Annotated in this window: 22 protein-coding genes and 1 tRNA gene; 11 read left to right on the top strand and 12 right to left on the bottom strand. The window is 68.5% G+C overall.

Translation table 11 applies throughout. The features are described 5' to 3' along the window. Positions 1 to 9: 9 nt before the first annotated feature. The 3 genes from IG65_RS0122405 to IG65_RS39230 are packed head-to-tail and all read right to left on the bottom strand — an operon-like array spanning position 10 to position 2,947. Positions 10 to 2,160, bottom strand: a complete 2,151-nt coding sequence (locus IG65_RS0122405) for an MMPL family transporter (RefSeq protein ID WP_231509352.1) — start codon at positions 2,158 to 2,160, stop codon at positions 10 to 12. Next, positions 2,112 to 2,645 (bottom strand): hypothetical protein, encoded by a 534-nt coding sequence (locus IG65_RS0122400; protein ID WP_030516907.1) that lies wholly within the window; start codon positions 2,643 to 2,645, stop codon positions 2,112 to 2,114. Before IG65_RS0122400 ends, IG65_RS0122405 begins: the two co-directional genes overlap by 49 nt. Positions 2,646 to 2,701: 56 nt before the next feature. Further along, positions 2,702 to 2,947 (bottom strand): hypothetical protein, encoded by a 246-nt coding sequence (locus tag IG65_RS39230; protein ID WP_227463155.1) that lies wholly within the window; start codon positions 2,945 to 2,947, stop codon positions 2,702 to 2,704. 259 nt (positions 2,948 to 3,206) lie between these two features. Between IG65_RS39230 and IG65_RS0122390 the strand changes: the two genes are divergently transcribed. The 4 genes from IG65_RS0122390 to IG65_RS0122375 all read left to right on the top strand — a co-directional run bounded on the left by IG65_RS0122390 (position 3,207) and on the right by IG65_RS0122375 (position 7,622). After that, positions 3,207 to 4,229: a YncE family protein gene (locus IG65_RS0122390; protein WP_030516905.1), complete on the top strand. Its 1,023-nt coding sequence runs from the start codon at positions 3,207 to 3,209 to the stop codon at positions 4,227 to 4,229. Then, complete coding sequence (locus IG65_RS0122385; protein ID WP_051024622.1) at positions 4,229 to 4,519, top strand: DUF5703 family protein; 291 nt, start codon at positions 4,229 to 4,231, stop codon at positions 4,517 to 4,519. The genes IG65_RS0122390 and IG65_RS0122385 overlap by 1 nt, the downstream gene beginning before the upstream one ends. Positions 4,520 to 4,522: 3 nt before the next feature. Further along, positions 4,523 to 5,617: a quinone-dependent dihydroorotate dehydrogenase gene (locus tag IG65_RS0122380; protein ID WP_030516903.1), complete on the top strand. Its 1,095-nt coding sequence runs from the start codon at positions 4,523 to 4,525 to the stop codon at positions 5,615 to 5,617. Between the two features lie 172 nt (positions 5,618 to 5,789). After that, the gene (locus IG65_RS0122375) at positions 5,790 to 7,622 is read left to right on the top strand and encodes a long-chain fatty acid--CoA ligase (RefSeq protein ID WP_030516902.1); all 1,833 of its coding nucleotides are present in this window, start codon (positions 5,790 to 5,792) and stop codon (positions 7,620 to 7,622) included. 78 nt (positions 7,623 to 7,700) lie between these two features. Here the strand turns inward: IG65_RS0122375 and IG65_RS0122370 are convergent, their stop codons facing one another. Continuing rightward, positions 7,701 to 8,252: a YbhB/YbcL family Raf kinase inhibitor-like protein gene (locus IG65_RS0122370; protein WP_030516901.1), complete on the bottom strand. Its 552-nt coding sequence runs from the start codon at positions 8,250 to 8,252 to the stop codon at positions 7,701 to 7,703. 33 nt (positions 8,253 to 8,285) lie between these two features. Next, on the bottom strand, positions 8,286 to 9,635 hold the full coding sequence (locus IG65_RS0122365; protein ID WP_030516900.1) for a M20/M25/M40 family metallo-hydrolase: 1,350 nt from the start codon (positions 9,633 to 9,635) through the stop codon (positions 8,286 to 8,288). A gap of 276 nt (positions 9,636 to 9,911) precedes the next feature. Between IG65_RS0122365 and IG65_RS37000 the strand changes: the two genes are divergently transcribed. Both IG65_RS37000 and IG65_RS34995 read left to right on the top strand, forming a co-directional pair. Next, a complete protein-coding gene (locus IG65_RS37000; RefSeq protein WP_156055726.1) occupies positions 9,912 to 10,565 on the top strand; it encodes a hypothetical protein in 654 nt (217 codons plus the stop codon). Positions 10,566 to 10,568: 3 nt separating this feature from the next. Then, positions 10,569 to 10,937, top strand: a complete 369-nt coding sequence (locus IG65_RS34995) for a hypothetical protein (RefSeq protein WP_051756659.1) — start codon at positions 10,569 to 10,571, stop codon at positions 10,935 to 10,937. 29 nt (positions 10,938 to 10,966) lie between these two features. Here the strand turns inward: IG65_RS34995 and IG65_RS0122350 are convergent, their stop codons facing one another. Beyond that, positions 10,967 to 11,872, bottom strand: a complete 906-nt coding sequence (locus IG65_RS0122350) for a sterol desaturase family protein (protein WP_036525442.1) — start codon at positions 11,870 to 11,872, stop codon at positions 10,967 to 10,969. Between the two features lie 176 nt (positions 11,873 to 12,048). Here IG65_RS0122350 and IG65_RS0122345 point away from each other — a divergent pair, with 176 nt between their 5' ends. From IG65_RS0122345 to IG65_RS0122330, 4 genes are all read left to right on the top strand, one after another. Further along, positions 12,049 to 13,512, top strand: a complete 1,464-nt coding sequence (locus tag IG65_RS0122345; protein ID WP_231509350.1) for a sensor histidine kinase — start codon at positions 12,049 to 12,051, stop codon at positions 13,510 to 13,512. After that, positions 13,509 to 14,165, top strand: coding sequence for a response regulator transcription factor (locus IG65_RS0122340; RefSeq protein ID WP_081879672.1), 657 nt, complete (start codon positions 13,509 to 13,511; stop codon positions 14,163 to 14,165). Before IG65_RS0122345 ends, IG65_RS0122340 begins: the two co-directional genes overlap by 4 nt. Before the next feature lie 187 nt (positions 14,166 to 14,352). Next, on the top strand, positions 14,353 to 14,667 hold the full coding sequence (mihF, locus tag IG65_RS0122335; RefSeq protein ID WP_030516894.1) for an integration host factor, actinobacterial type: 315 nt from the start codon (positions 14,353 to 14,355) through the stop codon (positions 14,665 to 14,667). Positions 14,668 to 14,774: 107 nt separating this feature from the next. Further along, positions 14,775 to 14,860 (top strand) — tRNA-Leu (locus tag IG65_RS0122330). 294 nt (positions 14,861 to 15,154) lie between these two features. Here the strand turns inward: IG65_RS0122330 and IG65_RS0122325 are convergent. The 6 genes from IG65_RS0122325 to IG65_RS0122295 all read right to left on the bottom strand — a co-directional run bounded on the left by IG65_RS0122325 (position 15,155) and on the right by IG65_RS0122295 (position 20,642). Continuing rightward, positions 15,155 to 15,805 carry a hypothetical protein gene (locus IG65_RS0122325; RefSeq protein ID WP_156055725.1) on the bottom strand — a complete coding sequence of 217 codons (651 nt, stop codon included), beginning with the start codon at positions 15,803 to 15,805 and terminating at the stop codon, positions 15,155 to 15,157. Positions 15,806 to 16,438: 633 nt separating this feature from the next. Continuing rightward, positions 16,439 to 17,251, bottom strand: coding sequence for an SAM-dependent methyltransferase (locus IG65_RS0122315; protein WP_231509348.1), 813 nt, complete (start codon positions 17,249 to 17,251; stop codon positions 16,439 to 16,441). Between the two features lie 90 nt (positions 17,252 to 17,341). Then, positions 17,342 to 17,626: a hypothetical protein gene (locus tag IG65_RS0122310; protein WP_063833715.1), complete on the bottom strand. Its 285-nt coding sequence runs from the start codon at positions 17,624 to 17,626 to the stop codon at positions 17,342 to 17,344. A 9-nt stretch (positions 17,627 to 17,635) separates the two neighbouring features. Then, complete coding sequence (locus IG65_RS0122305; RefSeq protein WP_030516890.1) at positions 17,636 to 18,940, bottom strand: S8 family serine peptidase; 1,305 nt, start codon at positions 18,938 to 18,940, stop codon at positions 17,636 to 17,638. A gap of 65 nt (positions 18,941 to 19,005) precedes the next feature. Continuing rightward, on the bottom strand, positions 19,006 to 19,917 hold the full coding sequence (locus IG65_RS0122300) for an NAD(P)-dependent oxidoreductase (RefSeq protein WP_030516889.1): 912 nt from the start codon (positions 19,915 to 19,917) through the stop codon (positions 19,006 to 19,008). Between the two features lie 59 nt (positions 19,918 to 19,976). Next, positions 19,977 to 20,642, bottom strand: a complete 666-nt coding sequence (locus tag IG65_RS0122295) for a PaaI family thioesterase (RefSeq protein WP_030516888.1) — start codon at positions 20,640 to 20,642, stop codon at positions 19,977 to 19,979. Between the two features lie 149 nt (positions 20,643 to 20,791). On the opposite strand from IG65_RS0122295, the gene IG65_RS0122290 reads away from it, so the two are divergent. Further along, complete coding sequence (locus IG65_RS0122290; protein WP_030516887.1) at positions 20,792 to 21,271, top strand: nuclear transport factor 2 family protein; 480 nt, start codon at positions 20,792 to 20,794, stop codon at positions 21,269 to 21,271. The last annotated feature ends 95 nt before the right edge of the window (positions 21,272 to 21,366 follow it).

The raw sequence follows: 21,366 nt of genomic DNA, 5'->3' as shown, positions 1-21,366 counted from the left end.
GCGGAAGACTCACCGCCACACCAATTTCAGCACCGCAGGGGTCAGCAGCATGCGGATCACCGTGGCATCCAGGATCAGGGCCGCGATCATGCCGTAGGCGATGTATTTCATCAGCACCAGATCGGAGAAGCCGAACGCACCGGTCACGACGATGAGAATCGCCGCCGCCGAGGTGATCACCCCGCCGGTGTGGGCGATGCCGTAGCGAATCGCCTCCGCCGGCGGCGCCCCACCCGCCCGCGCCTCGGCCATGCGCGATTGCAGGAACACTTCGTAATCGGTGGACAATCCGAACAGCACCGTCACGATCAGCACCAGCACCGCGAACATCAGCGGCCCCGGGGTGAAGCCGAGCAGGCCAGCGCCGTGCCCTTCGACGAACAACCACGTCAGAATGCCCAGTGCGGCACCGAGACTCAGCGCGCTCATCAGCACGGCCTTCAACGCCAGCACGATCGAGCGGAAGGCGATGTACATCAGCACCAGGGCCGCGGTCGCCAGAATCGTTGCCAGCAAGGGTAATCCGTCGATGAGGCCGTGAATGGCGTCGCGTTCCAGGGCCGGCACCCCGGCCACCATCACCTGCACCCCGGACGGATGCGGAATCGCACGCAGCGCCGCGATGGCGGCGTCCGCGTCGGTCTTGTGCACCAGACCGGTGGACAGCACATTGATCCCGTTGGTCGTCGGCGCCGCCGCCTCGAACGGTCCCGTCAGCCCCGGTGCGAAATTGGCTTGGAACCGGATATCGGACAACTGCTGCGGATCCGCCCCCACGACCACCAATTTCAATGGCTCCGTGCGGAATTCGGGAAACAGCGTGTCGAATTTCTCCTGTGCCACGCGGGCCGGGTTGTCGGCCGCCAGGTATCGCTCCGACAGGCCGCCGAATTCGATGTTGCGGAACGGGATCAGCAGGAAGAGCAGTCCGGCCACCACCGGCACGATCACCCGCGCGGGATGGCGCATCGCGAACAGGGCCAGCTTGGAGAAGAACCCGTGGTCGATCTCCTGGGCGCTGCGGATTCCGGCGAACCGGTGCCAGCCCCACAGATCGATGCGCCGCCCGACGATACTCAGCGCCGCCGGCAGCGCGGTCACCGACAGCAGCGCCGCCAGCAGTACCGAACTGATGCCGCCGTAGGGCACCGAGCGCAGCACCCCATTCGGGTAGATGAACAGCGCCGCCAGGCTCACCGCGATGATCGCGGCGGAGAACAGCACCGTGCGCCCGGCCGTGGCGACCGTGCGCGCGGTCGCCTCCTCCACACTGCGCCCGGCCGCCAGCTCCTCCCGGAACCGGGTCACCGCGAACAGGCCGTAGTCGATCGCCAGCCCCAGGCTCACCAGGGTGACCACGGCGCTGGCGAAGACGTTGACGTCGATGTGGTCGGTGAGCAGGCGCATCATGCCCTGACTGCCCAGGATCGTCATCCCGCCGACGAGCACCGGCAGCAGCGCGCCGACCACGCCGCCGAACACGAAATACAGCAGCACGGCCACCACCGGCAGCGCGATCAGCTCGGCGCGGTGGATATCGTCCTGCATCCCGATGTTGATCCCCTCGACCACCGGTTGCAGACCCGCCAGCTGTACCGTCGTGCCGCCCGGTCCGCGCCCGGAACCGCCTGCGCCCAAATCCTTTTGGATGGCGAGGTAGTTGTCGACGGTGGCGGTGTCGGAGCCGTGCAGGCCGATGCTGGCGAAGGCGTGGGTGCGGGAGGCGTCGGCGAACTGCCCCATCATCGAGCCGTCGAAATAGCTGTCGATCTTCTTGATCCGGTCCGGATACCGGTCGTGCAGATCCTTCAGCGCCGAGGCGATCGCCGTGCGGATCGGCGGATCGTCGACGGTGTGGCCGGGTGGTGCGGTGTAGAGCACGATCACGTCGGCATCGGTGTCGCGGCCGAAGGTCTGGTCGGCGAGTTTGGAGGCGACCACCGATTCGCTGTGTTCGTCGAACCATCCGCCCTGGGTCAGCCGGGAGCCCAGATCACGGCCGTAGAACCCCGAGACGGCCACGATCAGCACGAAGATCGCGAACACCAGGTAGCGATGGCGATGAACGAATCGACCCCAGCGCAGGAGAAACCCCTCGAGCATGCCGGGGGTCAGCCGCAGGCCGCGGTGCGATAGTCGGCCGAACGCAGGATCCCGCACAGATCGTTGCGCGAGATCTTCCACTTCCCATCGATATCGACGAAATGCACGATGGTGGTGCGCACGTTCTCGCCGCTGCCGTCCTTGTCCAGCCGCATCGTGGCGGTGAGGGTGCCGTCGTGGTTGTCGAATACCGGATCGACGACGCCGTAGACGGCGCGCGGGTTGTCGTGCAGCGCCTTGTACATGTCGGGAATGGCGTCCTTGAACGCGGCGCCGTCCTCGATCAGGTCGGTGCGTTCACTGTCGGGCAGCGAGGGATCCAGTGCGCGTTTGATCTGTGAATCCAGCTGTGCGGCGGTCGGCAACGGCGGCCGGTTGGCGCTGCTGACGGCGGCCGCCTCCGAGGAGGAGGTGAGCGCGGCGTAGGCCGACGAGCGCGCCGCCGCCACCGAAGCCTCGTCGGGACCGCTGTCGCAGGCGGCGATCACCAGCGCGAGCATCGTGATTCCGAATGCGCCGTGGACCGTGCGTCGCAATGCCATTACGTCCTCGAATGTGTCGAAAGTAACCGGTGGTTCCTACAGTCTGGCACGTGTGATCAGCGGCCCTCGATGACCGCGCTCAACCGGTTCAGCAACGCGCGCACCGTCGTGGTCGCCCCGCGCTGCGCCGGGACCGGCACGGCGGTCGGCACCAGATCACGCACCAGGGCACGCACGCTGCGGGCGTCGTCGAGGTCGATATCGGTGACGGCGGCCTCGACCACGGCCACCACATCCTCGGGGCCGGGCACGTCGGTGGGGGTGTCGGCGCGGTAGATCTCGAGGGTGAGGGTGGAACGCACCGTGCGGAAGGCGAACGGCTGCCCCTCGGCCGTTCGGCCGAACCCGTGCGCGAACGGACCAACGGTTAAATCTTCAAGTGTGAATTCAGACGTGCGGTCTGTTTCCAACCGAGACTCCCCTGGTTCGACGTCCGACATGAGGTATCCACGGTAACGGGTGAGGCGCGTGCCACGCCGGAACCACCCCGGTGACCGGGCCGCGTGTCCGATCATGGTCAGATGAAACAGTACGCATGAGTCACACGAAGGAGTTCGGAGCATGCGGGGTTATCGGTCGGCACTGGGTGCCGTCCTCGCGGCCGCCGGCGCCGTCGTGCTCGTCGCGGGCTGTTCCTCCCATAGCGACGACACCACTGCCCCCGCGGCCGGTGCTCCCGGACGCGCCGCCGCCGCGCCGGCGGCGACCGCCACGCCCGCCGGAGCCGTCACCGCCTTCGGGCCGGTCGGGGCACTGCTCGCCGAACCCGCCACCGGCCGGGTGGTCGCCCTGGACCCCAACGGCCTCGGGTTACGCCTGGTCGACCCCGTGAATCCGTCGGCCGCGCGGGCGATCACCCTGCCCGCGCACGCCACCGGCCTCGCCCTCGGCGCCCCGGGCGAGGTGCTCGTCGCGGCCGGGCGGGAGGTTTTGCGCGTCGATATCGCCACCGCCGCGATCCGCCCGGTGCCCGTCGACGGCGACGTGCGCGCGATCGCGCGGCGCGGGGACGGCAGTCTGGTGGCCGGGCTCGACGGTGGCCGCGTGCAGATCCTCGACGCGGACGGACATCCGAACAAGACCGTCAGCGGCCTGGGCACCGTCGACGCGGTGGCCGCCACGGCCAACGCCGTCGCCACGCTGGATCTGGACCAGACCACTCTCACCGAACTCGACCTCGATCGCGACCGCCCGGGTCTGGCCCTGCGCGCGGGCCTGGGCGCCACCCATGTCATCAGCGACCACTACGGCCGCCTGCTGGCCACCGACACCTCCGGCGGCGCCCTGCTGGTCTACACGACCGATCCGCTGCTGCTGCGCCAGCGCTTCCCGGTCGGGCCCTCCCCCTACACACTGGCCTACGATGAACGGTCCGACACCGTGTGGCTCACGCTCAGCGGAAGCAACGAAGTGGTCGGTTTCGATCTGTCGACCGGTATACCGGAAGAAGTGGGTCGCTTCGCGACAGTGCGCCAGCCCAATTCGCTGACGATCGACAGCCGCACCGGCGACATGTTCATCGGGTCGGCAACCGGAGACGGTCTGCAACGCATCGGCGCGGACCAGAGGAAGAGAGGTCAGTGATGGCTCGAGCGCCTCGATACGAGTCGGCGTCCGGCGCCGCACACCACGACCGGCGCAGACGGTCGATTCCCGCGGGATGGGAGGAGACCAGCGAAGAAGGAGAATACGAGTACGTGCCGCTACGACTACCCCCGGACGTGAATCGGGTCACCGCGTCCATGCGCCTGGCCATCCAGGCCGAATTCGGCGGCTGGGAGCTCTCGCGAGTGCGCGCCTACACCGACGGCAGCCGGCGAGTGTTGTTGCGGCGGCGCAAAACCAGCTTCCCCGTGACCGAAACGGGGATGTGAGGGATGTATTCCTTATTCCTGCGGTTGCTGTTCCTGGTGCCGCCCGAGCGTATCCATCACCTCGTGTTCACCGTCATCCGGCTCACGACCGCTTTCCCGCCCACGCGATGGCTGGCCCGTAAACTCACCGCGGCCGGCGATCCGATCCTCTCCACCACGGTCTTCGGCGTCCACTTCCCGGCGCCGCTCGGGTTGGCGGCCGGGTTCGACAAGAACGCCGCCGGTGTGAACGCTTGGGGCGCACTGGGTTTCGGGTTCGCCGAGATCGGCACCGTCACCGCGCAGGCGCAGCCGGGTAATCCGGCGCCGCGACTGTTCCGGTTGCCGGCCGACCACGCGCTGATCAACCGGATGGGCTTCAACAACCACGGGGCGGCCGCGGCCGCCGGACGGCTGGCCGCACGCCGGAGCGGTGGCGTGCCGATCGGCGCCAACATCGGCAAGACCAAGGTCGTGGAGCCCGAACACGCCGCCGAGGACTACGCGCTCAGCGCGCGGCTGCTGGGCCCGCTCGCGGACTTCGTCGTGGTCAACGTCAGCTCACCCAACACCCCCGGGCTGCGCGATCTGCAGGCCGTGGAATCGCTGCGCCCGCTGTTGCGCGCGGTGCTCGACAGCGTCGCGTCCGGCGCCGAACCCAAACCGGTCCTGGTGAAGATCGCCCCCGACCTGTCCGACGAGGACATCGACGCGGTCGCCGACCTGGCCGTCGAACTCGGGCTCGCCGGAATCGTGGCCACCAACACCACCATTCGCCGCGACGGACTGGCCACTCCGGCCGCCGAGGTCGCCGCGATGGGCGCGGGCGGGCTGTCCGGACCGCCGGTCGCCGACCGCTCGCTCGAGGTGCTGCGCCGCCTCTACGCCCGCGTCGGAGACCGGCTGGTGCTGATCTCGGTCGGCGGCATCGAGAACGCCGATCAGGCCTACGAGCGCATTCTCGCGGGAGCCTCGCTGCTGCAGGGCTACACCGGGTTCATCTACGGCGGGCCGTTCTGGACGCGCTCGGTGCACCGCGGCATCGCCGCCCGCCTGCGCGCGGACGGATACCGCAGCCTCGCCGAGGCCGTGGGCGCCGCCCACACCGCCCGCGCCTGAGCGCGGCCGGCCCCACCCGCTCGCCGATCCCCTGCTGCGGCCGGTTTCCGGTGCGCGGAGCCGGTTGCTACCGGCCGGAACAGCCCCCCGAATGTCCGATTTCACGTTTAGGATGGGTGATCCGCATCACGTCCCCGACGTGATGTTCGTGCACCGACCGGGAACAAGGGATATGACCACAGCAGAGATCGGCTACACCCACCACACCGGCGCCACGGTCCGCACCGTGCCCGAGGCCTTCCAGCAGACGGCGACGCTACGCCCGAACCAGGTCGCGTTGCGGACCGTCGGCGGTACCCAGCAGATCACCTGGGCCGACTACGCGCGCCGCGTGCGCGCGATCGCGGCCGGGCTGGCGAAACTCGGTGTCGCGCACGGTGACACGGTCGGGATCATGCTCACCAACCGGCCGGAGTTCAATCTGGTCGACACCGCGATCCTGCATCTGGGCGCCACCCCGTTCTCGGTGTACAACACCAGCTCTCCCGAACAGATCGCGCACGTGTTCGGCAACGCCGAGAACGGCGTGGTCGTCACCGAACAGGCGTTCCTGACGCCGATCACCGCCTCCGGGGTGAAACTCGAGCATGTGATCGTCGTCGACGGCGCCGCACCCGAGGGCGAGCTGACCCTCGATCAGGTCGAGAACGATCCGGCCGAGGATTTCGATTTCGACGCCGCCTGGCAGGCGGTGCGGCCCGACGATCTGGCCACCCTGATCTACACCTCCGGCACCACCGGGCCGTCGAAGGGCGTGGAGATCACCCACGCCAATGTAGTCGCCCAGATCGTCGCGCTCACCAACGGCGCCCTCGTCGCCGATATCGAAGCTCGGGCGGTGTCGTACCTGCCTGCCGCCCATGTCGCCGACCGTATCTCCGGGCACTGCCTGAATCTGTTCACCGGCGTCACCATCACCTGCGTGCCGGATCCGCGCGAGATCGCCGCCGCCCTGCCCGATGCCCGGCCGACCTTCTTCTTCGGCGTGCCGCGGGTGTGGCAGAAGATCAAGGCCGGTGTCGACGCGGCGATCGCCACCGAATCCAGCGCGGTCAAGAAGGCGCTGGCGCAGTGGGCGATCGGCGTCGGCGTGGCCACCGCCCGGGCGCGACTGGCCGGCGGCAACGGCGGCCCGCTGCTGGCCGTCCAGCACAAACTCGCCGATGCGCTGGTGTTGTCGAAGCTGCGCGCCACCCTCGGCCTGGACGAGTTGAAGGTCGCCTCCTCGGGCGCTGCCGCGATCCCGCCCGAGACGCTGGAATTCCTGCTCGGGCTGGGCTTCACGGTCAGCGAGGTGTGGGGCATGTCGGAGACCACCGGCGTCGGCACCTTCACCGAACTCGAGAAGCCGCGCCCCGGATCGGTGGGCCGGGCCGTCGACGGGGTGGAGATCCGCCTCGACAGCGACGGCGAACTGCTCATCCGCGGCGGCATCGTCAGCCACGGCTACCGCAAGATGCCCGAGAAGACCAGTGAGGCCATCGATTCCGACGGCTGGCTGCACACCGGCGATATCGCGACCATCGACGGCGACGGCTACGTCACCATCGTGGACCGCAAGAAGGAATTGATCATCACCGAGGCGGGCAAGAACATCTCCCCCACCAACATCGAGAATTCGGTGAAGGCCGCCTCGTCGCTGATCGGCCAGATCGTCGCCATCGGCGACTCCCGCCCGTACATCGCCGCGCTGGTCGTGCTCGACCCCGACACCGCCGCCGTGCGCGCGAAGGCGCTGGGCATCCCCGACGCCGATCTCGACGCCCTCGCCGCCCATCCGCAGATCCTCGAGGAGGTGCGCGCCGCGATCGTCGCCGGTAACGCCAAACTGTCGCGGGTGGAGCAGATCAAGCGTTTCCGCATCCTGGCGCGGGCCTGGGAACCCGGCGGCGTGGAACTCACTCCCACGCTGAAGTTGAAGCGCTCGCCGATCGCCGCCGAATACGCGGCCGACATCGCCGAGCTCTACACCGATCCGGTCCCCGAGGGAGTGCACAACCTCTAGTCGAATCGGTTCGGACACAGTCTGTTCGCGTCGGCGGGGTCTTCGGCAGCTACCGGCGACCCCGCCGACACGTCGGGACTACTTCTGTTCGTAGGTGCCGACGAGCGTCGCACGCGCGATGGCGTGGGAGAACAGGTTGAAACCCAGATAGGCCGGGGTCGCGTCCGCGCCGACGCCCAGCGATTCGACGTCCACGGCGTGCACCACGATGAAGTAGCGGTGGTAGCCGTGTCCGGGCGGCGGACCGGCGCCGACGAATCCGGCGAAGCCGCCGTCGTTGCGCAACTGGATCGCCCCGCTCGGCAGGGCGCCGCCTTCGCTGCCCTCTCCGGCACTGCCCGCACCCGATTCCAGCGAGGTCACCGACGCCGGGATGTCGGCGACGGCCCAGTGCCAGAAGCCGGAGCCGGTCGGTGCGTCCGGGTCGTACACGGTGACCGCGAAACTCTTGGTCTCTGCAGGGAACCCGCTCCACGACAACTGCGGGGAGATATCTCTGCCGCCCGCCCCGAACACCCCGCTGACCTGTTCGTTACCCAGCGGCTGTCCGTCGGTGACATCGGTGGAGGTGAGGGTGAACTCGGGCAGCTGCGGCAACGCCGCATAGGGATTGTAGGAATAGTCGGGCACGAGGACCGTCCTTTCTGCTAGTCGAGCGGATCGTCAGCTGTGCAACAGGAAATGCTCCATGACGCGAGCGCCGAATTCCAGCGCCGACTCCGGCACCCGTTCGTCCACGCCGTGGAACAGTGCGGAGAAATCCAGTTCCGGCGGCAATTGCAGCGGCGCGAAGCCGAAACACCGAATTCCCAAGCGCGCGAACGCTTTCGCGTCCGTGCCGCCGGACAGCATGTAGGGCACGGTGCGGCCGTTCGGGTCGTGGGCCAGGATCGCGTCGTTCATCGCGTCGACCAGATGCCCGTCGAACGTTGTCTCATAGGAGTCGAGTCTGGTGATCCACTCGCGCTCCACGTCCGGGCCGATCAGCTCGTCGACCTCTCGTTCGAAGGCCGCCTGCCGGCCCGGTACCACCCGGCAGTCCACCGTCGCCTCGGCGGTCTGCGGAATCACATTCGCCTTGTACCCGGCGCGCAGCATGGTCGGGTTGGCGGTATCGCGCAAGGTCGCGCCGATGATGCGCGAGATGGTGCCCAGTTTTGCGAGCTGACCTTCGATATCCGGGCTGTCCGGATCGAAGTCGATGCCGGTCTCCTCGCTGACCGCGGCCAGGAATTCGGCCACCGAATCCGACAGCACCAGCGGGAACGTGTGCTTACCCAGCCGCGCCACCGCCTCGGCCAGAATCGTGACGGCGTTGTCGTCGTGCAGGAACGAACCGTGGCCCGCGCGGGCCTTGGCGCGCAATCGCATCCAGCCCAGGCCCTTTTCGGCGGTCTCCACCAGATACAGCCGCCGCTCGGTGCCGTCGCGGCGCGGCACGGTCAGTGAGAAGCCGCCGACCTCGCCGACCGCCTCGGTGACCCCCTCGAACAGATCCGGCCGGTTGTCGGCCAGCCACTGCGAACCCCACTTGCCGCCGTTCTCCTCGTCGGCGAGGAAGGCGAACACCAGATCGCGCGGCGGCACCGTGCCTTCGATCTTGAACTGGCGGGCCACCGCCAGCATCATGCCGACCATATCCTTCATATCGATCGCGCCGCGGCCCCACACGTAGCCGTCGCGGATCGCGCCCGAGAACGGATGCACACTCCAGTCCGCGGCCTCGGCCGGCACCACGTCCAGATGGCCGTGGATCATCAGCGCGCCACGACCGGGATCTGCTCCGGGCAAGCGCGCGAACACATTTCCGCGTCCCGGTGCTCCCGACTCCACGTATTCGGTGGTGTATCCGGCCTGCTGCAACTGGTCGGCCACCCACTGCGCACATTCGCGTTCACCCTTGGTGGTTTCCAGCACCCCGGTATTGGAGGTGTCGAAGCGAATCAGCGTGCTGACCAATTCGACCACTTCGGCTTCCGCCCGGGAGCGGGACTCGCGCTGTACACCTGTCACGCCCCTTTCCTACCACGCGCCGCGCCGGGGCGAATGACGCCCGACTCGGCCGGGCCCGCGGAACCCCGCATCGACGTGCGCCTCGGCACCCTCACATCGCAGCGGCCTCCCCGCGCCTGCTCGGGCAACGTCGACCGCGTTGTGATCTCCCTGATCGAATTGTCCGGCCGGGGCGTCGCCGGAGATCGGCGGCGTGCCCCGACGGTGCCGTCGGCTCGGCGAGATTCTTCACATATCGGGCGCACGGATTCCGGTAGTGACACTTATCATTCCGGCATGCGCCGTCGTAGGTGGCTTCGGGCCGCGGTGTGCCCGATCGTGTTGATCGCCTGTGGCTGCGTCGGCGCGGTGGAACGCGACGCCTTCGAGCAGCAGATCCGCGCTCGCGGGGGTGGCCTGGTGAACGGCCTGCCCGCCGCGGCATTCGAGGCGGTGCGAAACCGGCTGGGCACCGGCGACATTCAGGCCGGCGTCGTGATGTTCGTCGCTCCCGAGTCGACGCAGTTCCGCCTGGTCCTGGCCGATCAGCCCGAGCAGGTGACCCGATTCCTGGCCGACCACGACGATCTGAGCACCCGCGAACCGGCGGTCCACCTGCGCGTCCGAAGTCCGCAGCGCCCACGCGAACTCGACGACTACTCCTATCGCCTCGGCGCCGTGAGCGCCCCGCGGCCGGTGCGCGTCTCGGCCTTCGACGACCTGGACGGCGAATGCTTCTCCCTCGGCGACGTACCCGGCCTCACCCGGCTCGAGTCGATCGTCGAGACCGCCCGCGCCCGCAGTGGCCTCGCCGACGGTGTCGTGCCGGTGATCGTCGTGAGCCGATTCGGGCGCGACATCCGTATCGTTGCCGACGTGACCTCCGCGCGGTCGGACATGATCGCCGAATTCGATTCCGCCGGTTCGTTTCTCCGTATCCGGCAGGTGTGAACAGTGGCCAGAGCGATCGTTTCCGCACTCGGCGCCGGCGTCAGCGCCGGAAGTCTCGTCAGCTTCGTCCTGCCGCTGGCGATCTGGCCCGGGGAGGCCCGGCTCACGGCGCCGCTGTTCTGCCGGGCCCCCTACTTGGATCCGATGGTGGTGTCGGACACGGTCCAGGATTCCGAGGGCACGTCGGTGAACTACACGCTCTACTGCGTGAGCGAGCGCGGCGCTCTGACCGACGAAGGTTTCGCGCTGCCGTTCCTCACGCTGTTCGCGGCGCATATCGTCCTGGTCACCGCCGTCGTCCTGGTGGCGGTGCTGTGGACGCGCAAGCCGTCGGCGGACACTCCGGCGGCGACCGGCGCCGTGGAGCTGTGACGCCCAGCGGCGCGGTCCACGCCGATGCGCTAACCCGTCGTAACGGCGGCGCCGGCCGGTTCGGGCAGCTGTCCGATCGGTGTCTCCGTCGCGTTCTCCCGCCAGCCCGGCGGGCCGAAGACATAGCCCAGTCGCCCCCGCCAGGTGCGGGCGTGGCGCACGTCGCGCAGGAGCGCCGCGAATTCGTGGTAGTTGACCTTCAGCGGATTCCCGGTGCCGATGTCGTGGGTGAGCCCGTAACGGATGGGTTCGGATTCGGCGGCGAAACTACCGAACATGCGATCCCACACGATGAACACACCGCCGTAGTTGGTATCGAGGTAGGGCTGGTTGGAACCGTGGTGCACGCGGTGATGGGCCGGGGTGTTGAAGACGAATTCGACCGGCCGCCACAGGGTTCGGACGCGCTGGGTGTGGATCGGGAATTGATAGAGCAGCCCGAGGGTGTTGAGCAGGAAGATCATCCACGCGGGGAAGCCCAGCAGTGCGGCCGGCACCCAAGCCAGGCTGCGCGTCATCGAGGCGATCGGGTTGAGCCAGGGCAACCGGATAGCGGTCGTGAGATTGAAGTGGGTGCTGGAGTGGTGCACCGAATGAGCCGTCCACAGCAACCGGATTCGATGATCGGCCCGGTGCGCCCAGTAGTAGCAGAAATCGGTGACCACCAGTCCCAGCAGCCACACCCACCAGTCGCGCGGTGACAGGTGCAGGGGTGTCCACGAGGCCGCCAGCACGATGGTGGAGAACGGCAACACGTATTGCAGCAGCGGCTTGGTGAGCTGGCCGATCGCATAGGTGGCCCAGTTGGTGGCCGCCTCGCGTCCGTATCGCCCGCTGGGTGCGCGGTCGGGATCGCGGCGCGCGTCCCACCACTCCACGACCATCATGGCGATGAAGGCGGGCACCGCGTACAGCGCCAGGTCCGCATTGTTCATCCGAACTCCTGTCCGATCCGTGATCCGGCCGCCCGCGGGAACCGAGGTGTCCTCGCGCGCGGCGTGCCACAGCGACGGTAATGCCGCCGACCAGCCGGAACATCGGGCCCGAGAGGGATTGCCGATCCCCCGGCCGAGGGACTCGCCGTCCCGGTCCGCGCCGGTATCGTCGCGGTGTGTTGTGGGAGCGAGCGGTGTCGCCGAGCCCGTGGGCGCTGCTGCGGCGCACTCCACGGCGGCCGGGGACAGAGAGCGCGGCGGAGCCGCCGGGCGGTGAACTGCGTGCGGTTCGCCGGTCGCTGACCAGGCAGTCGGTGGCGGTCGCGGTGGTCGCGGCCATGGTGGACGCGGTCGTCTTCACGCTCTCCGGCATCTTCGCCGTAGCGCCCGGCCCGGCCGCCGCGGTCCTGGTGGCCATCGTGGCGGCCGACCTGGCCTTCGCGGCGCCACCGGCGACGGCTGCGGTCGTCGCGGTTGTCCAGGTCGGGATCCGGCTGGCGGTCACCGTGTTGTTGCACCGGCACGGGCTGCCCGTCCGGGTGGCCGACGTCGGCTTCCTCGTGGCCGGCTATCGGGCGGGTGCCTGGTTGTCGGGCCGGGCCTCGCTGGTCACGGTGCCCGTCCTGGTGCTGGGTGCGTGCGGTGCGCCGCTGATCGCGGGCGGTGCGCCGGGGGCGGACTGGCGGCTGCTGCTCACATCGTCGATCTCCGGTGGCGTCGTGCCGTGGCTGGTCGGCCGCTACACCGCAGGTCGCGGCGCCTATATCGCGGAACTGGAGCAGCGTGAACGGCTCGCGCGCCAGCAGCAGCGGACCGCGCTGGAACGGGCGCTCACCGACGAACGCGAAGCGATCGCCCGCGACCTGCACGACGTCATCTCCCATCACGTGAGCGCGATCGGCATCCATGCGGGCGCGGCGCGTCTGGCGCTGCACGGAAGCGGCGCCGCCACCGCCGCGGCGATGCGCTCGCTGTCGGCGGTGGAATCGGAGAGTCGGGCCGCGATGGTGGATCTGCGCCGTCAGCTGGATCTGCTGCACGGCCGCGAGGACGCCGCCCGCCAGCCCGGTATGGCCGATATCGACGATCTGGTCGACCGCGTGCGCGGCGCCGGCCTGGATCTGACCGTCACCACCACCGGCGCCGAACTACCCCGTTCGCTCGACATCACCGTTTACCGGATCGTCCAGGAACTGCTCACCAACGCCCTGCGCCACGGCGCCGGCAGCGCGCGGCTGACGGTCCGCAACGACGGTACCGGGGTCGAGATCGAACAGTCCAATCCGCTTGCCGGCGAAGAGGATTCGAACGTATCCGTACCTTGCGCACCGGCGGGACCACTCGGTTCGGCAGCGACTCCGCACGGGCCCGATGCGGTCCGCTTCCCGGCAGCTGAGCGTGCGACCGTCCGCGCCACCGCACCGGCCGGGGCCAGGTTCCGTTCCGGCCGGCGAACGCCGTCGCGAGAACGCGCGACCGTCGTCCAGCCGGGCGGTGCCGCGCCGGAAGCGACCACGGGCGTGCACCGGGGACTCGACGGCATCCGCCGGCGCGCGGAGCTGTTCGGCGGCAGCGTGGACCACGACGTCGCCGACGGTCACTGGCGGGTTCTCGTCCGGCTCCCGGGCGGGCGGTCGTGACGGGCACGGTCCGGGTCCTCATCGCCGACGACCACGCGATGTTCCGATCCGGACTGCGCGCCGTCCTCGATGCGGCCCCGGACCTCGAATGCGTCGGCGAGGCGGGCGACGGTCGCACCGCCGTCGCCGATACCGCACGGCTGCGGCCCGATGTGGCGATCCTCGACATCCGGATGCCGAAACTCGACGGTCTGGCAGCCACGGAGGCCATCGTGGCCGCCGGCGGTACCCGGGTGCTGGTCCTGACCACCTACGACAGCGAGGCGAGCCTCGCGCGGGCCTTGCAGGCCGGTGCCAGCGGCTTCCTGCTCAAGACGCTGCCGCCGGAGGAGCTGATCGCGGCGATCCGCGTGGCGGTGCGCGGTGACGCGATCATCGACCCGTCGATGACCCGCCGGCTGGCCGCTCGGCTGGCCGACACGCTGGCCCCGGCGCCACCGCCCGATCACGCCCTGACCGCCCGGGAACAGCAGGTTCTCCTCCTGCTGGCCGACGCCCGCAGCAACAGCGAAATCGCCGCCGCCCTGGGGGTCGGCGAGGAGACCGTGAAGACCCACGTCTCCCGGATTCTGGCGAAACTGCAAGTGCGCGACCGCATTCAGGCCGTCGTGTACGCCTACCGGCACGGCCTGGTGCGATCGCCCGGCCGCTAGCCGTCAGCCGGGCACCCCAGACGACGTGGGCGAATCGTGGCAAATTTCCCGCATCTCGGGTATCCGAACCCCCGCCACCACCGCCGAACCGGGATTATCCTCGCGGTGTGTCGACCCATCACCGGGCTGCCGGTGATGTTCAATCGGTGCCGTTGAGGTTCCAGCGAACGAGTGAAAGGTTAGAGACATGGCACTTCCCACCATGACCGCCGAGCAACGCTCCGAAGCGCTGGCCAAGGCGGCCGCGGTCCGTAAGGCGCGGTCGGAACTGATCGAGCAGATTCGCAAGGGCTCGGTCTCGTTGGCCCAGGTGCTCGAGCGTGCCGACAAAGAGGACCTGGTCAAGAAGACGAAGGTCGCCGCGGTCATCAAGGCTCTGCCCGGCATCGGGCCGGTCAAGGCGGCAAAGCTGATGGACGAAGCCGATATTCCGGTTGACCGCCGTATCGGCGGCCTAGGGTCCCGTCAGCGTGCCGCACTGCTCGAGGCGTTGACGAACTAGCCCTCCCGAAGGCGGCGCTCAGCAGTCACCCGCGAGTCCGGGACCTGCACGGACACCCGTGATTTGGACCTCGCGGAGAGATCCGTTAACCTTGCTGAGCACCACCGGTCCGGGTGGCGGAATGGCAGACGCGCTAGCTTGAGGTGCTAGTGCCCTATTAACGGGCGTGGGGGTTCAAGTCCCCCTCCGGACACTGTGTGTAACTCGGAGTTACAGATAACCCCCGGCTTCGGCCGGGGTTTACTTGTTTCCCGGAATTCTATCGCGTCGGCTCGGCGCCGTCGGAGTGTTCGCCCATATGGGCCTGATTCGGCAGGCTCAGCCGGCTCCCGGTGTGGCCTGGTCGTGGTCTCGGAGTAGCCGCTGTCCCGCGCCTGTCCGGGCCGACTATCCCGCGCGGCCGGAAAACGGCGTGAGGCCACCGATACAACTGCGCCGAGTGCGCGACGCTCGTCCGCGACTCTCGAGGCTAGCGGTTTGTCTCCGGCTAGTGCAGTTCTCCGATGGGGTAGTCGGGCACTGTAACCCCCGCGCTGTTGAAACAGAACCAATACCAGTCGCCACTGAGGTGATGGGATGCGCCTGCCGCGGGCCGGTGGCCAGAATGACTGGCGAAGCCACTCCCCATCGAGCAATAGTTCGCCATAGGGCCAGTCCTGAAGTAGATCCCGTCGTCGCGGCGTTCCACACCGCGTATGCGATAAAGGCCGAGGCGGCCACCTTCGAACGTCCGTGGATCGACCCCAGCAGTCACCTGCTGTGCCGCATCGTCGAAGGCGTGCGCCGAGAGGTACCAGCGTGCAGCCATTGGCAGGTGTGCGCTCCATGAAATGGCCGTGAGCGCGATTATCAGAACGGGAGCAGCCAGGGGGCCGAGCTCAGGTACCCGAAGCCGCCGGGATCGGATTGCCAGGATCGGGTAGGCGATGACCACGGTCCACACCACAACCGCCACGAATGCCCCGCCGAGGATCTTCGACGGGGACAAAGACATAATCTCGGTGCCGGCCGGCTCGCTCGCCGGGACGAGTATCCCAAGGCAGGCCACGACAGTGCAGACGAGCAGAAGATGCCTGCGAAGCAGTGATCGGTATCGTCGGTTCCCTGGTCGGCTTTGCTTGGTCGGGGCCGTACTCATGCCAGGAGCCTAGATGCCGGCCCGAGGTCGTGAGTGTCGGTGTGTTGCCGCCGATGAAAGGCTGCCGCCGCGCCGTCACTCCCGTCGAATTTGTCTGTAATACAACCAAATTCGCCGTGGCCATCGCGCACAGCCTCGCGGGTGATCGGTGACAGGCCGGTTCGGAGGACTGGCGGGTTCTCGGCTTGGGGTTGCCGGACAAGAACTGCCCCGCTATCTCATCACAGTCGTCGTCGCGCGGGGAGATGCTCCAATTGGCTGTTGTCAGCTCCGGATTCGAGTTCGGTCACCGACCACACCGACACCGGCTCTCGCACCAGCCATTACATCCACCGCGTCCCTGACATCAGCGGTTACGCCACAGAACGTAGAACTGTCCGCGACGGCCTCTATCGCGGCGATTCGGCGCCGTCGGAGTGTTCGCCCACATCGGGCAGATCCGCGACCGCCGCTGTCACGGTCGGGTACAGACCGACCGGCGTCGCGCCTGCTTCGGCGGTGCCCAACGCGTCACCGAACTGGCCGATCGAGCGGGCGATCCGATCACCGACCGTCGTTGCCGCTCGGCAGCGACGCTAACGGCGGTGGCGGCGGGCGCGCGTCACACGTTGCGGGTGAATTCGTGGTCGGCGCTCACACCTTCTTGCCGACCGCGCCGTAGAGCGAGACCTTCTTGTCGTGGTCGGCGGGATGTTCGATGCCCACCTGCCGCCACCGGTGAATGACCTCCACACCCGGCTCGACGAGTTCGAGGCCGTCGAAGAAGCGGGCGACCTCGTCACGGCTGCGCGGGCGCACCGGAATGCCCTGATCCGAATACACCTGCAGCAGGCGGCCCATTCCGTCGGGATCGTTGGCGCCGTTGTCGAAATCCGTGGTGACATGGCTCATCGCGAGATACGAACCGGGGGCCAGCGCATCCATCAGCGTGTTCACCATGGCGTAGACGTCACCGGGCACGAAGTGGACCACCGCCATCAGCGAAATCGCCACCGGCTGCGACAGGTCCAGCGTGTCGCGCAGCTCGCGGGAGCCGAGGATCGCCTCGGGATCCGCGGCGTCGGCCTGCACATACGTGGTGCGGCCTTCGGGGGCGCTCACCAGCAACGCCCGTGCGTGCGCGAGCACGATCGGATCGTTGTCGACGTACACCACCCGCGCCTCGCACGCGTGTTCCTGCGCGACCTGGTGCAGATTGGGTTCGGTCGGAATCCCGGTGCCGATGTCGAGGAACTGGCGCACGCCCCGCTCGGCGAGATAGCGCGTCGCGGTGCGCATGAATTCGCGGTTGGTGCGCGCGGTCAGGCGGACCGCCGGAAAGTTCGCGAGAGCGGTCTCGGCGGCGCGGCGGTCGGCCTCGTAGTGGTCCTTGCCGCCGAGAAAGTAGTCGTACATGCGGGCTGGGTGTGCCACATCGGTGCGCAGGTCGACCGGATGATCGGACACGGGAAGGCTCCTCGCGGGTTGGGAACGTATCGCCGATATATAGCGCATACGGTCCAATTCGGCAGCGGGACGGCACAATTCGTGCCGCGATCAGGCCGGGGCGGAGTCGTCGGGCGGCAGCCGGGGCGACCGGGGATCGGGCGCGGCGTCGTGCGCGGGGCCGATACGCGGATCGGCGAAGATCTCGGCCGCATCCGAGACCGCCGCCGCCCGCGTCGCGGCCGCATCGCTCACCCGCAGGGCATACAGGTGTTGGTCCGGGTCCACCGCGACGAGGCCGTAATCGAGGTCGACTTCGGCCTCGGTGAGGTGCAATTCGCGCAGCGCCGCCGCCAGGGTGGCGTCGCTGGAGAGCCGGACGGTGAGCAGCGGCATGGTTCCACGCTACGCGCGGATCTCGGTGTTCTTCAGCTCCGCCAGCAGCGCGGCGGCGTTCACCACACCGAATCCGTAGTCGTAGTCGAACCCGCCGGGCTGCGCGGTTGCGGTGCGCCGCAACAGGTCTCGCAGCTGGGCCGGTGCCAGCTTGCTCGCCGGATAGACCGTGCGGATCGCCGCGACCAGTCCGGCGGCGACCGGGCAGGCCGCCGACGTTCCGGTATCGGGCTCTTTCGCGCCGAATACCGTCGACCCGAGGAAGTGGGTGTAGCTGCAGATGTCGGGTTTGCGGTCGGACAACCGGCCCGGCCCCTGCGAGGAGTAGCCGACGCGCTGTCCCTTGGTGTCGACTCCGCCGATGCTCAGCACGCTCGGATGCGAATTGGCGCCGCCGATGGGCCGATCCTGGTACGCGCACCGCGAATCGGGACAGTCGCGGCCGCAATTGCCCGCGGCGAACAGGATGTCGGCGCCGGCCGCTTCCAGCGAACCGACGATCACGTTGAACGGATGCGACGGGTTGTCGGAGTAGTTGCCCGGTTGCCCCGCCGGGAAGTCCCAGTCCGGTGAGAACGCGCCCCAGCTGTTGCTGATCACCAGTGTGCGGGTGGCCTCCGGCTGGTCGGTGAGTACGGTGCGCAGATGGGCGTAGGCGGCCAGCGCGTCCGACAGCAGCCCGTCCATCGTGGAGCCGCCGCGAGTCTTGCTCTGCAGCACCGGAATATCGAGCAGCGTGGCGTTCGGCGCGCCGATCAGGGTGTCGAACGCGCACATCGATCCGTGGTCGACCGGGAACTGTCCGGCCGTGCCGCTCACCCCCGGCGGATTCCAGCTGCGCGCGGTGTCGACGGTCACCGGGCCGCCGCGGGTCTGCTCGACGCGGGCGGCGTTGATTCCGGTGTCGACGATCGCGACGGCGACGGATTTTCCGTCCATCCCACCGGCGGCCAGATCGCCGGTGTGCAACAGGGTTTGCACGTCGTGCCAGGTGCCGACCGCGGGATCGCCGCCGCAGGTGAGGTTCGTCTCGATCCGCGGGTCGGCGAAAACGCCTGCCACGCCGCGGGTTCCGGTCAGTCGTGCCACCGTGGCGTCGAGGTCGTCGTCGGGAATCTGCCCGCGTACTACCACCGAACCAGCGCCGGCTCGGTCGGCGGCGACGGTATCCGGGACGGACAGCGGGGCGAAGTCGTGGTCGAGGTCGAACCCGGGCAAATCGCCGGCGACATCCGCCGGGGCCACCGAGACGGCCGGATCGGCAACTGCGGCAATCAGATCGGCGGAGGGACGGAGTTGGATGAGTGCGCGCATATCTGCCATCCTGCCGCCAATTGCCGCGAATTTCCCCCTATTGCACGAACGGAGTGCTCACCCGGTCAGTGCGCGGCCGACACCACGTCCACGAGGGCTTGGACGGCGCGGCTGCAGTCGTCGCGGCTGTAGCCCAGCAGGCGCACTTCGTCGGGATCCGGTTCGTAGGCCAGGGTGTTGCCGCGGCCCTGGATGATCGAGGCATCCGGCTGCAACCGGTGCTGCTCGTCGCGCTCGGTGATGGTCCGCCCACCGCCCGCGGCGTCGACGAGCATCTGGAAGAACTCCCGATACGACAGGTTCTGGTCGCCGACGAGGTAGGCCGCACCGGGCTCACCCCGCACCAGTGCGCCCCGAATCGCCTGTGCGAGTGAGGCAGCGGACATGTAGTTGGTGCCGCCGGCGGGTGCGAAGTCGGGGATGCCGGGTTCGTTCCCCGCCGCCCAGGAGATCATCCGACGATAGCGGCGAGCCGACGTTCCCGGTACCGCACCGATGATCGACGGTGGATTGAGGGTGCACGCGGCGAACGAATCGTCGGCGAGCGCGCGGGCGCCCTCGTCGGCGGCTTTGCGGGCCGCGATATAGGGGTTGTGCTCGGCGAAGTCCGGGCGCAGCTGGTGGTAGTAGCTGCCGACCTGCACGAAGCGCGGCACGCCGGCCTGCTTGGCCAGTGCCGCGAAGCGGGGTACGCCGACGCTCTGGGTGGTCTCCCAGAATCGCCGGGTGTCGTCCTCGGGAGTCATGTGCCGCACGTCCTGCCCTGCGGCGAACACGATGCCGTCGAAGCGTTCCAGTTGTGCCGGGGTGAAGGTGGGCACCGTGTAATCGCCCACCAGCAGCGGAAAATCGGCGACCGGTGAATCGGCCGATATCGGGCCGCGGCCCGCGACGGTGACCTCGTCACCGTGCTCGCGCAGGTGCAGCGCGGCGTGCACGCCGATCATGCCGGTGCCACCGACGATCAGAATCTTCATCTGCGGACCTCTCTCGCTGAGTGGGAACAGGGGCGTGGCCGATCGGTTCCGGCCGCTCGTCAGCGCGGGCGGGGAACCCGTTTGTCGATGAACAGACCCTCCACCGACACGCAGAGGGAGCCGTCGGCGGTGTGGATCGCGCCGGCCGAGTTGATCTTGCGGCCGTCCTCCGACGCCATCCGGCCGCCGACCGTGAGCGGCTCGAACAAGGGGGTCGGACGGTGATACCGCACATTCAGTTGCGCCGTCGCGCCGCTGCGGCCCGACCAGGCGTTCGCCACCCCGAGTGTGTGGTCGAGCAGCAGCGCGGCCACTCCCCCGTGCACATGTCCCGGCGGTCCCTGATACGGAAGCGTCAGGGTCACGACACCGTCCACCGACCCGTCCGCACGGCCGGTGAGTGCGAGGGGCGGTGCGATCGCGTTCTCCGGACCGGTGACCGGATCGTGCCGGGTCACACCCTCACCGCGCCACATGTCGATCAGCCGTTCCGCGACCACCGGGGCATGCTGCTCGAGGTGGTCGGCGATGTTGTCGAGCTCCTCGGCCACCCGGTCCAGATTCGCGTTGGTCCGGTCGGTGCGCAGCAGGGCGTCGATCACCCGCCGCGCCGCGGCTGTCGCGCGGTCGACCGGGACGTCCTGCAGTTGCGAGGTCAGGACGATGTCGGCAGGTGAATTGCTCACCGTGGGAACGCTTTCCGGTTCCGGATCGGCCGACGTCATCGCATCCATCGTGGTTTCTCCTCTGCCGTTCGCGGTTGTCGCGATACGTCGTTCGCACGTTAGCGGTGTCGACCGGTCGGATGTCCGGCGAGGTCCCACCCACCGGAAAGCTCTGTTCCCGCGTAGGGCCGAGCGGCGAGGATGGGACCGTGGAACCCGCGGACCGACTTGCCATCACCACACTCCCGGCGAGATATGCGCGCGCCGCCGACCGCCGGGACAGTGCCGCGCTCACAGCGCTGTTCACTCCGGATGCGGTCCTCGTATTACCACCCGTGCTGAACGGGACGGAGCAAGCCGTGGAGCTGATGGGAAGGCAGCGCGTGGTCTCCTCGGTGGTGGACGCGGTGTCACGGTTCGTGCTCACCCGCCACGTCGTGGAACAGCATGTGCTCGAGCCGGTTTCGCGCGACCGCGTGCACGGTGAGGTCTACTGCACGGCACACCACATCTCGCGGCGCGCGGACGGCTACCGGGACCGGCGGGTCGCCATCCGCTATCAGGACACCTTCGCCCGGATCGGCGAGAGCTGGTTGTTCTGCCGTCGGGAACTGGTGGTCGACTTCATCGAGGACGTCGCGGTTCGCGTTCCGGGCGTCTCCGGCGCCGAGAACGCGGGTCCGGTCTAGGTTCTGTCTCGAAGTGAGTGATGGGGTGGCACCGCTCAGCGGTGCCTCCCCATCAGCATGTTTGTGGAAGATGTTGCTCGCGTTGGCATATGGGT

It is taken from the genome of Nocardia sp. NRRL WC-3656 (genome assembly GCF_000720265.1).
Classification (GTDB): Bacteria; Actinomycetota; Actinomycetes; order Mycobacteriales; family Mycobacteriaceae; genus Nocardia; species Nocardia nova.
The sequence above is the reverse complement of the archived record's forward strand: the minus strand, read 5'-3'. Positions and strand labels throughout refer to the sequence as shown.